Raw genomic sequence first — 13833 nt, 5'->3', positions numbered from 1 at the left:
TATATTCTTGTCACTAACACTACACTCATCCCGCTCATTGCTCGTTCATAATTTGAAATTTAACTTTCTAAATTTTTTTATTATCATGTGTTTTTTCCACGTCACCCTATTAAATAAAAGCATATGTCAGAACAATCACGGAGAAAGTTTATCAAGCATATAGGCAGTACTGCAGCACTGCTTGGTATAGGCCAGCTGGCCGCCATGGCCAAAGAACAAGAAACAGTACACCTGTTGCAACCCGAAAAAAGAATAGCTGCCAACGATAAAATACGCCTGGCCTGCGTAGGCATGGGTATCATGGGCTTTGGAGATGTACACACTGCTATTAAAGTGCCGGGAGTAGAATTTGTAGCCGCTGCCGATCTCTATGAGGGGCACCTTACCCGTATTAAAGAAGAATTCGGTCCCCAGGTATACACCACCCGCGATTACCGCGAAATCCTGAAACGGAAAGATATTGACGCTGTGATTGTGGCTACGCCCGACCATTGGCACGATACCATTGCCATTGCCGCTATGGAAGCAGGAAAAGCAGTTTACTGCGAAAAGCCAATGGTACAACAGATTGAAGAAGGACATAAAGTAATTGCGGCACAACAGCGTACCAAGGCGGTATTCCAGGTAGGCAGCCAGCGGGTGAGCAGCATCGCATTAGCGGAGGCGCGTAAACGTTACCAAGCAGGCGAAATAGGTCAACTTAATGTAGTAGAAGCCCGGATGGATCGCCACAGTGCGCTCGGCGCCTGGCAATATTCCATTCCACCGGATGCTTCACCAGCTACGATCGACTTCGACACCTTCCTGAAAGACACCGCCAAAATGCCTTTCGACCCGGTACGCTTCTTCCGCTGGCGCAATTACCAGGCCTACGGAACCGGTATCCCCGGCGATCTGTTCGTACACCTCATCTCCGGTCTGCACTTCATTACCGGCTCCCTCGGACCTACCTCCATCTATGCCAGCGGCAACCTGGTACAATGGAAAGACGGCAGAGATGTACCAGATACCGTGGTAGCCATCTTCAACTACCCTGAAACAAAAGAACATCCTGCCTTCCAGATGACGCTCCGCGTGAACTTTGCCGATGGCAGCGGCGGCGGCGAATATACCCGATTGATTGGTACTGATGGTGTACTGGAACTGGGCTGGAATGATTTTAAAATCAAGAAACACAAACTCCCCGAAGCACCCGGCTATGGCGGATGGGATACCTATAATACCTTCCCCAAAGCGCAGCAGGACCTGTTTGTGAAAAATTATAACACCAAATACGCCGGCAATAAAGGAGATGCCATCGAAACCTCCAGCGCCTACGCCGCACCAAAAGGATACGACGACCGCCTGGAGCATTTTACCAACTTCTTCGAATCTATGCGTACCGGCAAACCCGTGGTGGAAGACGCCGTATTCGGTCTCCGCGCCGCAGGCCCCGCATTGCTCACCAATGAAAGCTATTTCAGTAAGAAGGTCATGAACTGGGACCCGGTGAAGATGAAAATAGTATAAAGAGAATGCGTAATTTGTAATTCTTTATTACATTTAACTATACTATTAAATCACCACCTATGTTTAAAAACTTCCAGGGTAATTTTTGGTTGCTTTTGGGAACAGTACTTTTGTCTTGTAATGAAAAGAAACATACTATGAATGATCAGGCAGATATCAAACCTCCTGTGGCAGAAAAGATAGCAAAAGAACTCAGTATCCACGGCGACAAACGTATCGATAATTATTACTGGATGAACGACCGCGAAGACCCGAAAGTAATATCGTGGCTGAAAGCGGAAAACGCATACCTCGACACCATCCTGGCGCCGGAAAAGAAATTGCGGGAAAAACTCTTCGATGAAATGAAATCCCGTATCAAGGAAACAGATATGAGCGTACCCTATCTCAAAAACGGTTATTACTACTATACCCGCTTTGAGCAAGGGAAAGAATATCCTGTTTACTGCCGCAAAAAAGGTAGCCTGGAAGCTACGGAACAAATCATACTTAATGTAAATGAACTGGCCGCCGGACATGCCTATTGCCATGTAGGCGGACTAAGCGTAAGTACTGATGCTAAACTGCTGGCTTACGGTATCGACACCGTAAGCCGCAGGCGCTATACTATTCACATCAAAAACCTGGAAACAAATGAACTGTTGCCCGATGTGATTACCGAAACAACCGCCACCAGCTGCTGGGCCAACGACAATAAAACCCTGTTCTATGCCCGCAAAGATACCGTTACTCTCCGGGCTGACCGTATCATGCGCCATACCCTGGGAACAGCCACCGACAAGGAAATATATCATGAAGCAGATGAAACGTATGATGTAGCCATATCTAAAGCCAAGTCCGGAAAATACATCATTATCAACAGTGAAAGCACGCTCTCTTCTGAAAGCAGGATACTGGATGCCGATAAGCCCAATGAGGCTTTTCACGTTTTCCAGCCTCGTGAAAAAGACATGCTCTACACCATCGATCATCGCGATGATAAATTCTACATTGTTACCAACTGGGAGGCACTTAACTTCCGCCTGATGGAAACATCACTGGACAAGACTTCCAGACAGAACTGGAAAGAACTTATTCCCCATCGCGCGGATGTATTGCTGGAAGGAGTGGAATTGTTCAAAGATTTCACGGTACTGGAAGAACGAAAAGGCGGACTCACGCAAATCCGGGTCATCAATGATAAAGCCCATACTGATAAATACCTGGCATTTTCAGAAGCCGCCTATACCGCATCAGTAGGCAACAACCCGGAAATGGATAGTAAAGAACTACGCTATCATTATACCTCCATGATCACGCCCAACTCGGTGTATGATTATAACATGGAAACCGGTAAAAGTGAACTGAAACGCCAGCAGGAAGTACTGGGCGGCTATGATCCCAAAGACTATGCTTCCGAAAGACTGTTTGCCACTGCTACAGATGGTACTAAAATCCCGATCTCGATTGTGTATAAGAGAACTTTTGAGAAAAACGGCAAAAATCCGCTATTGCTCTATGGCTACGGGTCATACGGACATAGTTTAAATGCTTCTTTCGATGGCGATCTGTTAAGCTTGCTGGACAGGGGTTTTGCCTTTGCAGTAGCCCATGTACGGGGCGGACAGGAAATGGGAAGACAATGGTATGAAGATGGTAAAATGATGAAGAAGAAAAACACTTTCACCGATTTTATCGCCTGCGCCAATTACCTGGTACAGCAACACTACACCGATTCTGCCCATCTGTATGCCATGGGCGGCAGTGCCGGTGGCTTATTGATGGGTGCGGTGGCTAATATGGCGCCCGCTTTATTCAACGGCATTGTTGCCCAGGTGCCGTTTGTAGATGTGGTAACCACCATGCTGGATGAAAGCATTCCATTAACCACTGGTGAGTTTGATGAGTGGGGCAATCCCAAGAATAAAGAAGCTTATGACTACATGAAATCATATTCTCCTTATGATAATGTAGTACATACGGCCTATCCTAATATGCTGGTCACTACAGGGCTGCACGATTCACAGGTACAATACTGGGAACCGGCCAAATGGGTGGCTAAATTAAGGGACATGAAAACAGACCATCACCTGTTGCTGCTGCACACCAATATGGAAGCGGGGCATGGAGGGGCTTCCGGGCGCTTTAAGGCATTGGAAGAAGTGGCGCTGGAATATGCTTTTCTATTAAAGTTGGAAGGAAAATAACCGTAATCGGGGAGATGGATAATTTTTGAGTTATTCATCTCCCCCGGTTTTATTATAAAACTAACTTCTTGGACGTAACGCTTTTACCAAAAAATATTTCTGCCATTTTATCGAAAATAGCCGGATCATCGGTGGTGTAGAAGGTGCGATGCTGGCCTTTGTGCAGGCGGCTTTCCATCTCAGGATGGCGTTTCAGGTAATCTTTCAGGCTATGCGCCACAATCTTTCCCTGCGATAATACAGTGACGCCCCCTGGCAAAAACTGTTTAATTTTCTTCATCAGCAACGGGTAATGCGTACAGCCCAATACCAACGTATCAATATCTGAAGAAAGCGACAAGATCTTACCCAGGTATTCTTTCACGAAATAATCTGCTCCTTCACTTTCATGCTCATCGTTTTCAATCAGTGGAACCCACATGGGGCAGGCCAGTTGATAGGTTTTCACATGTGGAAAGAACTTGTGAATTTCTATCGGGTAGGATTCGGAATTAACGGTACCGTTGGTCGCGAGTATGCCCACTTCCCCTGTTTGCGTGATTGTGCCTACCATTTCCGTAGTAGGACGAATAACGCCCAGCACCCGGTTGTTGGGAGCTATGTTGGGAAGGTCTTTTTGCTGGATGGTGCGCAGGGCCTTTGCGGATGCTGTATTGCAGGCTAATATCACCAGGGGGCAACCCATGTTGAACAACTGTTGTACGCACTCCAGCGTATAGGCGTGTATGGTATCAAAGCCGCGGTTGCCATAGGGCGCGCGGGCATTATCTCCCAGGTAGATGTAATCATAATCCGGAAGTTCTGCTACGATCTCTTTGAGTACGGTTAATCCGCCGTAGCCGGAATCGAATATGCCGATAGGACCCATGACTATTCGTTGTCTTTTTGCATCAGGCCGGAACCTGTTAAGTCGTAAATCTTTTGAATTTCATGCAGTACGCCTTCAAAGTCGATCTCCAGATCTTTCAGGGCGCCATTTTTCAGGTCGTATACCCAGCCATGTACAGTGGGGTAGCCCCTGGCTACATATGATTTCTGTACAGCGGCGGTTTTGATCACATTGATGCACTGCTCTTGTGTGTTGAGCTCTACCAGGCGGTTATAACGGTCGTGCTCATCAGCGATGGCGTTGAGTTCGTCCATATGCAGGCGGTATACATCGCGGATATTCCGCAACCAGGGATTGAGGATACCCAGGTCTTTTGCTTGCATGGCAGCTTTTACGCCTCCGCAATTGTAGTGCCCGCACACAATGATATGTTTTACCTGCAGGTGTACTACTGCATAATTGATAACACCCATCACATTAAGATCAGTATTGGGAACCAGGTTGGCGATGTTGCGATGTACAAATACTTCCCCTGCTTCCAGCCCCATAATTTCATTGGTAGGAACGCGGCTGTCGCTACAACCAATGTACAAGTAATCAGGAGTTTGTGTATCGGCCATTTTTTCGAAGAACTCGGCATCTGTAGCCAGCTTGGTGGCTACCCAACGTCTGTTATTCTCAAATATCTGGTTATATGCTGTCATGCGATAGATGTGTTTATGGGATAAAGATACGCACGAATGACTATATGTGCAGATAAAGTATGTATTATGAAATTGATTATCAGGAAGTGAGGAGGCCAACCCCCTACATTAAATAATCATGAAATAGCGGAACGACCGGGAGGGGTTTGGGATTCAATAAATAGAGAAATGCATGATTATCAAGATAGTATACTTTACAGGTAAGAGGCTGATCCTGCTTGGAAAGCCGGCATAAAACCTGTACCTTTGCAGCTTCAAAATTTACATAGCCAGCATGATCAGTGTTAAAAACGTAACGCTCTCTTTTGGAAAGAGAGTATTGTTTGACGAAGTAAACCTCAATTTCACAAAAGGGAACTGTTATGGTGTGATTGGGGCCAATGGAGCAGGGAAGTCTACTTTTCTGAAGATATTGTCCGGTGAAATAGAACCGAATAAAGGTACTGTGGAAATCACTCCCGGAGAGCGTATGAGTGTGCTCTCTCAGAACCACTTTGGGTTTGACGAGGTGACTGTGCTGAATGCCGTATTGATGGGTAATAAGAAGCTTTGGGAGATAGCCCATGAAAGGGATGCTATTTATGCCAAGGAAGATTTTACCGAGGAAGATGGTATGCGTGCAGGGGAACTGGAAGCCGAATATGGAGAAATGGGTGGTTATACCGCAGAAAGCGACGCAGGGGTACTGTTGAGCGACCTGGGTGTAAGAGAGGATATGCAGCAGATGCTGATGAAAGATATTGCCGGTAGCATGAAGGTGCGCGTTTTGCTGGCGCAGGCCCTGTTTGGTAACCCGGATATCCTGTTGCTCGATGAGCCCACGAATGACCTCGATGTAGAAACCATTGGCTGGCTGGAAAATTTCCTGGCCGACTACGAAAATATTGTGATTGTGGTATCGCACGACCGTCACTTCCTCGATGCGGTTTGTACGCATGTGGCCGATGTGGATCGCGCTAAGATCCAGATCTTCAGCGGTAACTATACTTTCTGGTATGAGTCTTCTCAATTGATGGCCCGCCAGATTGCAGATAAGAACAAAAAGATGGAAGATAAGCGTAAAGACCTCATGGACTTTATTGCCCGTTTTAGCGCCAACGCATCTAAAAGTAAGCAGGCTACTTCCCGTAAGAAAGCCCTGGAGAAACTGGTGATCGAAGATATCCAACCTTCCAACCGTAAGTATCCTGGTATCATCTTCAAGCAACAGCGTGAAGTAGGTAACCAGATCCTGAACGTAGAGAAACTGGAAAAATTGATAGATGGCCGCAAGCTCTTTACAGACGTAACTTTCTCTGTTAATAAAGGCGATAAAATTGCCTTCCTGTCTAAAGATCACCTGGCGCTGACTACCTTCTTTGAAATTATCAACAACGAGGCACAGCCCGACGGTGGCAAGTTTGAATGGGGTACTACTGTTACCAGCGCTTACCTGCCCAACGATAACGCCGTGTTTTTCACCAATAAGGACCTGAACCTGATGGATTGGTTACGCCAGTATGTTCCGGCTCATGTAACCGATGTGGACGAACCGTTCCTGCGTGGATTCCTGGGTAAAATGTTGTTTGGTGGAGATGAGATTATGAAGAAAACTTCCGTTTTGAGCGGTGGTGAAAAAGTACGTTGCATGACCAGCCGCATGATGCTGCAGGACCCCAACGTGTTAATCCTGGATGAACCTACCAACCACCTGGACCTGGAATCTATCCAGTCTTTCAACGAAAGTATGATCAACTATAAAGGTATCGTGTTGTTTACTACGCATGACCATACGTTCATGCAGTCGGTAGCTAACCGTATCATCGAACTTACGCCTAAAGGCATTATCGATCGCCTGATGACCTTCGATGAATACCTGGCAGATGAGCGCGTAAAAGCATTGCGCGAAGAAATGTACAGCAATGCTGTATTGGCCTAAGTCATAGCAATAGCTATAAAAGGAATGACCAGAGCAAGGAGTAATATCCGCTCTGGTCATTCCTTTTTACAGGGTTATGCTGCCTATAAATATTCTTCTATTACTTTCAGTTTATTCTTATCCAGTGGTTTGGTGATATACGCCATCAGCTCCGGAGTATGTTGTACTTTCTGCATGTCCCGGACATCCACAGACGAGGAGCACATGATAATCGGAATGTTATTTTTGAGGGAGGTTTTCAGACCTCTGTAAGCTTCAATAAAATCCCATCCGTTCATTCGTTGCATATTCATATCAAGAATAATAAGGGAGGGTAGTGTGGATGGAGGGTTGTTGGAAAGCTGTTCCAGGGCTTCTTCTGCACAAAGAAAAGAAGTAACTACCAGGTGATCGCTTTGCTGCCCCAACATCTTTTTGATAATGAAATGAAAAATTTCATCATCATCTACGACGTACACTATTTTATTCATGTCTTCCATGCTTCAATTTTAATTGGGCTTCTGATCTTTTCCGTTAATAGCAAAGGCGCACAGAAAGACGATGTTGAAGGAAGAATTACACTACATAGGGTACCATGCCGGGAAACATACCTGATAAACGATTACAGCATATTTTCAGCTACTGCAAACAGTCACAGTATATTGTGAAACATGGGTTAATACTGGCAGGTTTTATCTGCCCGGTCACATTCTTCTTCTCAAGCATTGGTCTGGGAACTCAGTGGCCTCCGGCTAATTATGAAAGCAAAGAACGTTAATTTAATTTTATTTTTATATATATCTTTTTGTCAATAACTAATCATTAACAAATTAGATAAGTGAAAAAAACATCAAGGAGAAAGTTATTCGACGGCGAAAAGGAGTAACAATATAGAAAAACGGAATAGTATCTACGTAAATATAAGTTAAAAAGCTATCAGGCGAACAACCGTAGGAAAATATAACATAACCTGGAAAGATGATTAAAAGTAAATGCCCAGGGAGCCATTAGCTCCCTGGGCATTTACTTTTAACGGAATAAGATATAGACTTAAAACAGGCCACCTTTTCTGAGGGTAACCTTACCCTGACCTATTTTGAAGCCGTTGTGATAGATTTCTACAGCGTAGTCGCCTGGTTTGAAATCAGAATTTTGTTTCCAGTCCATGCTTACAGATTGTTTCTGACCGGTAACATAAGCAACTGTTTTCTTGGCGGTATACAGTTTTTCGGTACCATCTTCCAGTGTGAAACGACCGGATCCCAGTGCTTCTACTGCCAGTGGTGAACCATCAGGTGACGTAATCGCTACAAAGATTTCTTTGTCGCCGGTAGGAGCAATGCGGTTGTCGTCCAGGTCAAAAGTAACACGCATCATGTCGGCACGTTTGGCTTTAGTGGTTTCTATTTCCTTGCCATTGTGTTTTACATGTACCGGTTGTAGTTTGATGTTGGAAGCGTGTAATACAGAACCCAGATCCACTTTCTTGTTAAGACTATCCTTTACCGTGGATACTGAGTCACGCTCTTTTCGGGCTACATCCCTCTCTCCGGCCAATACGATCTTTTCACCTTCGAGGCGCTCAATAGTTTGCTGATAGCCTTCAATATTGGTTTTCAGCTGCTCGATCAGGCGACGGGCTTCAGCCAGTTGGGCCTGTGTGGCGTTTTTGTTAGACAGGATGCTGGAGATCCTGGCTTTCATATCCTGTATTTCCTTATCTTTTGTTTTAACAAGGCTATCCATCCGGGTATTCTGAGAAATCAGGTCATCCAGACGGGCGTTAGCTGCGTTATATTCCTGCTGTAAAGCGTCACGGGAAGAAGAGATAGAATCTATCTGCGTGTTTTTTTGAACGATTTGCTCGCTGGATTTATTCTTGTCGTATAACATATATATCCAGGTACCGGCCAGTGCTGCAATTAAAATACCGTAAATTAGCCCATTGCGGCTTTTCGGTTTTTCTGGTCCGGGTGAACCCGGTGCAGGGGTGTTAAAAGTGTTCTCCGTCATAAGTTGCGAGTTTTATGTTTAATTGTTATATGGTTAAAAATCGTCATTCAAAAATAGCTATTATATTCCTATTTATTAATAACAGATATAAAACAGTTTTTCATCGTGCTTCCCAATATTGCGTTAGACCAGCTATTACTGTTAGATATAGAAACAACACCCGCTGTATCCGCTATGGAACAACTATCGGATGAGATGCAACAGCTGTGGCGTGAGAAAATTGCAAAAACTGCGCCAGAATCCGCAAGTCCGGAAACAGCATACGCGGACCGGGCAGGCATCTACGCCGAATTTGGGAAAATTGTCTGCATTTCGGTAGGCTTCTTCAGCGTGGAAAATAATCAGTACCAGTTACGCCTGAAATCGTTTTATAATGACGATGAAGCAGTTGTACTCAGCGGATTTTTAGAATTGATCAATAAATTCTATGCAAAACACCCCCGCTTCCAGTTTGCCGGGCATAACATCAAAGAATTTGATATTCCTTTTATTTGCAGGAGGAGTGTTATTCATCAGTTATCTTTGCCCCAGCCTTTACAACTGCACGGGTTCAAACCCTGGGAAGTTCCCATGCTGGATACCCTGCAACTGTGGCGGTTTGGCGACTTTAAGCACTATATTTCCCTGAAACTCCTCACGGCCGTTATGGGGATTGAAACACCGAAAGACGATATAGACGGCAGCATGGTCGGAAAGGTATACTGGGAGCAGAAAGATCTTGAACGCATTGCCGCCTATTGTCAGAAGGATGTACTGGCTGTTGCCCGGCTGCTGCTCAAGTTTAAACGCCTGCCGGCATTGTCGCCCGAAAACATAGTGATCGTAAAATAGCAACTAAAGCAAATGGATTACCAGGATATCATCAAAGATTGGAAACAACAGAAGTTTAAATCACTTTACTGGCTGGAAGGAGAGGAAGATTTTTTTATCGACCAGGTAACGGCATATGCTGAACATGAATTGTTGCCCGAATCAGAACAGGGATTTAACCTTACTGTGCTCTATGGAAAAGATACCGATTGGACCACCGTTATAAATGCCTGTCGCCGGTATCCGATGTTTGCTGAACGCCAGGTGGTATTGCTGAAAGAAGCCCAGGCCATGCGTGATTTACTCAAACTGGAAGCCTATATAGATAATCCCCTGTCATCCACCATATTCGTGGTGGCGCATAAGCAAGGCAAAATCGATGGCCGTAGCAAAATGGCCAAACTCATAAAAGAAAAAGGTGTACTCCTGTCTACCAAAAAATTATATGATAACCAGCTTCCCACCTGGGTCGAATCCTATGTAAGCAGCCGGGGACTGGCTATTTCCCAGAAAGCAGCCATCCTGCTGGTAGATCATATTGGCAACGACTTATCCCGTATTGCCAATGAAATCGATAAGCTGCTGGTAAACTTGCCCTCCCAGAAAAAAATCGATGAAAGCGATATCGAGAAATACGTGGGGATCAGCAAAGAGTACAACGTATTTGAATTACAGAACGCCCTGGGGCAAAAGAATACCGCCAAAGTATTCCGGATTATCGCGTACTTCGCCGCCAATCCCAAAGCTGCCCCCATTCAAATGACCCTGCCGGCACTCTATAATTTCTTTGCCAAAGTAAACCTGATATTCAGTGTAAAAGGAGGCGAAAAAGAAATAGCAGCCGCACTGGGTGTACATCCCTTCTTCGTAAAAGATTACCTGAATGCGGCCAGGCAGTATGGGCCCGATGGTACCGAAAAAGCTATATTACTGCTGCATCAGTATAACCTGCGGAGTATAGGCATTAACGATAGTGGGGTAGAAGATGGAGAGCTGATGAAGGAATTGATGTACAAAATGATGAGTTGATATAATATCGCCATTATATAACCTATACTGTATGAACCATCGTCTAAAAGCTGTATTGAAAACAATACTGGCCATCATTTGCCTGTTATTAGGATTGTTGCTCACCGCCAGTATCGTGAGTGTGCTCGTTAGCCGTTTATTATATCAACAATTCGATGCAGTTACCGCTGTAGGCTTTGGTATTGCAGGTACTATTTTCCTGGGTGTATCGGGATTACTTTTTGTGGCTGCCTGGCGCTTGCAAAAAGCGGCCAAAAAACACTGGGCCTTACTACCAGCAGGTAACTTGTCATTTCCTGTCAGGGTTATATTGGCCGTTGCCTGTTTTTTGGTGGCAGCGTTTTTAGTACTGGTAGAAATTGAATCCATTAATGATGCGACAAATATTAACAGTACATTCAACATGGCTCCCGGCGAAACAGGAGATTATAACCGGGGCAACGTAGTCGGATCCTGGATGGTAGTACTATTAGCACTACTGATCATTTTCTGGCTGGTCAGAACAGGTTATCGCCTGCTCCGCCATTCCCGGAAGAAAAAAGAAGTAATAGAATTGTTGGGAGAAGAATTTTAAAGCGTTGCCAATATTTCCCGGGCCTGCTCAGAATCCCTGTTCATCTGCACAATCAAGGCATCAATGTTATCAAACTTCAGGTTAGAACGGATATAATCCACAAAATATACGGTGAGTTCCTGATCGTAAATATCTTCGTGGAAATCAAAAATGTGGACTTCCAGTCGCAGATCGGTGCCATTGAAAGTAGGGCGGAAACCAATACTCATCACCGCCGGGAATACGCGTGTTCCCAGCTGGGCCTGTACCGCGTAAATGCCCTCTGCCGGAATCAGTTTCCTTTCATCGTTGAGATGCAGATTGGCGGTAGGATAACCCAGTTGCCGGCCCATTTTATCGCCATGTACCACTTTGCCGGTCAGGAAATAGGTATAGCAAAGCAGTTCATTGGCCAGCCGGATATTGCCTTCCTGTAAGTTTCTCCGGATTTTGGTAGAACTAACCGTGAGATCATGTACCACCTGTTGTGGAATTTCTATCAGCTTAAAGCCATATTGCAGCTGTTCAGCTTCCAGGAGTTCCAGGCCGCCTTCCCGGTTGTGGCCAAAGCGGTGGTCGTATCCGATGATAATGGTATGTGGTTTAAAACGGGCTACCAGGAAGTCTTCCAGGTAACTGCGGGCCGACATTTCTGAAAATGACCTGGTAAAGGGGACTACTACCAGGTGATCGATACCGGCGCGTTCCAATAAGGCAATTTTTTCCCGTAAAGTGGTCAGTAAGCGGATGTTGCCGGGTTTGGGTAACAATACTTCCCTGGGATGTGGGTCGAAGGTGATAATCACGGTTTCTCCCTCACAATCCCTGGCCGCCTGCTCCAATTGCTGGATAATGAAGCGGTGTCCTGCATGTACTCCGTCGAAAGTGCCTATTGTAATAACAGCATTGCGGAATTCCGGTAAGTGGTCTAAGTCCCTGTGAACCTGCATATAATTCAATAACTATCAAAAACGCCGTGCAAATCTAACACATTCGGAGGGCATTCTGCATGGAATCTGTTACTTTTGCAGCCTGAATAGTATCTTAATTCAGATTATTTTTTATTTACATACTTATTTATTTCCCGGTGGATAATAATATTTACGCCAAGCGAGGTGTTTCAGCAGGTAAAGAAGATGTGCATAATGCCATTAAAAACATTGATAAGGGTTTATTCCCGAAAGCATTCTGCAAAATAGTACCCGATATTCTCGGGGGCGATGAGGCATACTGCAATATCATGCATGCAGATGGCGCTGGCACCAAATCTTCCCTGGCTTACATTTACTGGAAAGAAACCGGCGACCTGGGCGTATGGAAAGGTATTGCCCAGGATGCAATTATTATGAACATGGACGACCTGCTCTGTGTAGGCGCTACCGATAACATTCTTCTGTCGTCTACCATAGGCCGTAATAAGCAACTGCTTCCCGGTGAAGTGATTGCCGCTATCATCAATGGCACAGAAGAAATCCTGGCCGAACTCCGCCATCATGGTATCAGTATTTATTCTACCGGTGGTGAAACCGCCGATGTAGGCGACCTGGTACGTACCATCATCGTAGATTCTACCGTTACCTGCCGTATGAAACGTGCAGACGTAATTTCCAACGACCGTATCCAGGCCGGCGATGTAGTAGTGGGATTGGCCTCCTACGGACAGGCTACCTACGAAACGGAATACAACGGCGGTATGGGCAGCAATGGCCTGACCAGCGCCCGCCATGACGTATTTAATAAAGACATTGCCGCAAAATACCCGGAAAGTTTCGACCCGAATATTCCGTTTGAACTGGTATTCAGCGGTAAAAAATCATTGACAGATAAAATAGAGGTGCCCGGTTTCGGCGCTATCGATGCTGGTAAACTGGTGTTATCACCTACCCGCACCTATGCCCCGGTTATCAAGAAAATACTCGAGCAGTTCCGCCCGCAAATCCACGGTATGGTACATTGCAGTGGTGGAGCACAGACCAAAGTACTGCATTTTATAGAGCAACTGCACGTGATCAAGGATAATCTTTTCCCCGTGCCCCCGTTGTTCAGCCTGATCCAGGAACAATCCGGCACGCCCTGGAAAGAAATGTACCAGGTGTTTAACATGGGCCACCGCATGGAGCTCTATGTACCGGAAGCCATTGCAGCCGATATTATCGCTATTTCAAAAAGCTTTAACATCGACGCACAGATTGTAGGAAGGGTAGAAGCAGCACCGCAAAAGAAAGTAACGGTGAAAGCTCCAGCTGGTACTTTTATATACGAATAAAGAGATGGATAAAATAGGAAGTCCCGTTGCGCCGCAT

At 45.4% G+C, this 13833-nt stretch carries 12 protein-coding genes; 7 read left to right on the top strand and 5 right to left on the bottom strand.

The window, feature by feature from the left end; genetic code table 11:
- Positions 1–123 precede the first annotated feature (123 nt).
- The gene (locus HGH91_RS23915) at positions 124–1509 is read left to right on the top strand and encodes a Gfo/Idh/MocA family protein (RefSeq protein ID WP_168741350.1); all 1386 of its coding nucleotides are present in this window, start codon (positions 124–126) and stop codon (positions 1507–1509) included.
- A gap of 137 nt (positions 1510–1646) precedes the next feature.
- Positions 1647–3695 carry a S9 family peptidase gene (locus tag HGH91_RS23910; protein ID WP_247651828.1) on the top strand — a complete coding sequence of 683 codons (2049 nt, stop codon included), beginning with the start codon at positions 1647–1649 and terminating at the stop codon, positions 3693–3695.
- 52 nt (positions 3696–3747) lie between these two features.
- On the opposite strand, the gene murI is transcribed toward HGH91_RS23910, so the two are convergent.
- Positions 3748–4563 carry a glutamate racemase gene (gene murI, locus HGH91_RS23905; RefSeq protein WP_168741346.1) on the bottom strand — a complete coding sequence of 272 codons (816 nt, stop codon included), beginning with the start codon at positions 4561–4563 and terminating at the stop codon, positions 3748–3750.
- Positions 4564–4565: 2 nt separating this feature from the next.
- Complete coding sequence (locus tag HGH91_RS23900) at positions 4566–5228, bottom strand: carbonic anhydrase (protein WP_168741344.1); 663 nt, start codon at positions 5226–5228, stop codon at positions 4566–4568.
- 274 nt (positions 5229–5502) lie between these two features.
- Here HGH91_RS23900 and HGH91_RS23895 point away from each other — a divergent pair, with 274 nt between their 5' ends.
- Positions 5503–7146 (top strand): ABC-F family ATP-binding cassette domain-containing protein, encoded by a 1644-nt coding sequence (locus HGH91_RS23895; protein ID WP_168741342.1) that lies wholly within the window; start codon positions 5503–5505, stop codon positions 7144–7146.
- An 83-nt stretch (positions 7147–7229) separates the two neighbouring features.
- On the opposite strand, the gene HGH91_RS23890 is transcribed toward HGH91_RS23895, so the two are convergent.
- A complete protein-coding gene (locus tag HGH91_RS23890; RefSeq protein ID WP_168741339.1) occupies positions 7230–7625 on the bottom strand; it encodes a response regulator in 396 nt (131 codons plus the stop codon).
- Positions 7626–8175: 550 nt separating this feature from the next.
- Positions 8176–9138, bottom strand: a complete 963-nt coding sequence (locus tag HGH91_RS23885; protein WP_168741337.1) for a hypothetical protein — start codon at positions 9136–9138, stop codon at positions 8176–8178.
- 105 nt (positions 9139–9243) lie between these two features.
- Here HGH91_RS23885 and HGH91_RS23880 point away from each other — a divergent pair, with 105 nt between their 5' ends.
- The 3 genes from HGH91_RS23880 to HGH91_RS23870 are packed head-to-tail and all read left to right on the top strand — an operon-like array spanning position 9244 to position 11551.
- Entirely contained in the window at positions 9244–9969 is a 726-nt protein-coding gene (locus tag HGH91_RS23880) for a ribonuclease H-like domain-containing protein (protein WP_168741335.1), read from the top strand.
- A 12-nt stretch (positions 9970–9981) separates the two neighbouring features.
- Complete coding sequence (holA, locus tag HGH91_RS23875) at positions 9982–10977, top strand: DNA polymerase III subunit delta (protein ID WP_168741333.1); 996 nt, start codon at positions 9982–9984, stop codon at positions 10975–10977.
- Between the two features lie 31 nt (positions 10978–11008).
- A complete protein-coding gene (locus HGH91_RS23870; RefSeq protein ID WP_168741331.1) occupies positions 11009–11551 on the top strand; it encodes a hypothetical protein in 543 nt (180 codons plus the stop codon).
- On the opposite strand, the gene HGH91_RS23865 is transcribed toward HGH91_RS23870, so the two are convergent.
- The gene (locus HGH91_RS23865; protein WP_168741329.1) at positions 11548–12480 is read right to left on the bottom strand and encodes a bifunctional riboflavin kinase/FAD synthetase; all 933 of its coding nucleotides are present in this window, start codon (positions 12478–12480) and stop codon (positions 11548–11550) included. The genes HGH91_RS23870 and HGH91_RS23865 overlap by 4 nt on opposite strands.
- A 137-nt stretch (positions 12481–12617) precedes the next feature.
- On the opposite strand from HGH91_RS23865, the gene HGH91_RS31545 reads away from it, so the two are divergent.
- A complete protein-coding gene (locus HGH91_RS31545; RefSeq protein ID WP_168741327.1) occupies positions 12618–13796 on the top strand; it encodes an AIR synthase related protein in 1179 nt (392 codons plus the stop codon).
- Positions 13797–13833: the final 37 nt, after the last annotated feature.

It is taken from the genome of Chitinophaga eiseniae, assembly GCF_012641265.1.
GTDB classification, from domain to species: Bacteria; Bacteroidota; Bacteroidia; order Chitinophagales; family Chitinophagaceae; genus Chitinophaga; species Chitinophaga eiseniae_A.
The sequence above is the reverse complement of the archived record's forward strand: the minus strand, read 5'-3'. Positions and strand labels throughout refer to the sequence as shown.

Bases quoted from the DNA above. Each gene is read 5' to 3' on its own strand.
- murI (WP_168741346.1), bottom strand. From the start codon at position 4,563: ATGGGTCCTATCGGCATATTCGATTCCGGCTACGGCGGATTAACCGTA.
- HGH91_RS23915 (WP_168741350.1), top strand. From the start codon at position 124: ATGTCAGAACAATCACGGAGAAAGTTTATCAAGCATATAGGCAGTACT.
- HGH91_RS23890 (WP_168741339.1), bottom strand. From the start codon at position 7,625: ATGGAAGACATGAATAAAATAGTGTACGTCGTAGATGATGATGAAATT.
- HGH91_RS23895 (WP_168741342.1), top strand. From the start codon at position 5,503: ATGATCAGTGTTAAAAACGTAACGCTCTCTTTTGGAAAGAGAGTATTG.
- HGH91_RS23865 (WP_168741329.1), bottom strand. From the start codon at position 12,480: ATGCAGGTTCACAGGGACTTAGACCACTTACCGGAATTCCGCAATGCT.
- HGH91_RS23870 (WP_168741331.1), top strand. From the start codon at position 11,009: ATGAACCATCGTCTAAAAGCTGTATTGAAAACAATACTGGCCATCATT.
- holA (WP_168741333.1), top strand. From the start codon at position 9,982: ATGGATTACCAGGATATCATCAAAGATTGGAAACAACAGAAGTTTAAA.
- HGH91_RS23910 (WP_247651828.1), top strand. From the start codon at position 1,647: ATGAATGATCAGGCAGATATCAAACCTCCTGTGGCAGAAAAGATAGCA.
- HGH91_RS23885 (WP_168741337.1), bottom strand. From the start codon at position 9,138: ATGACGGAGAACACTTTTAACACCCCTGCACCGGGTTCACCCGGACCA.
- HGH91_RS23900 (WP_168741344.1), bottom strand. From the start codon at position 5,228: ATGACAGCATATAACCAGATATTTGAGAATAACAGACGTTGGGTAGCC.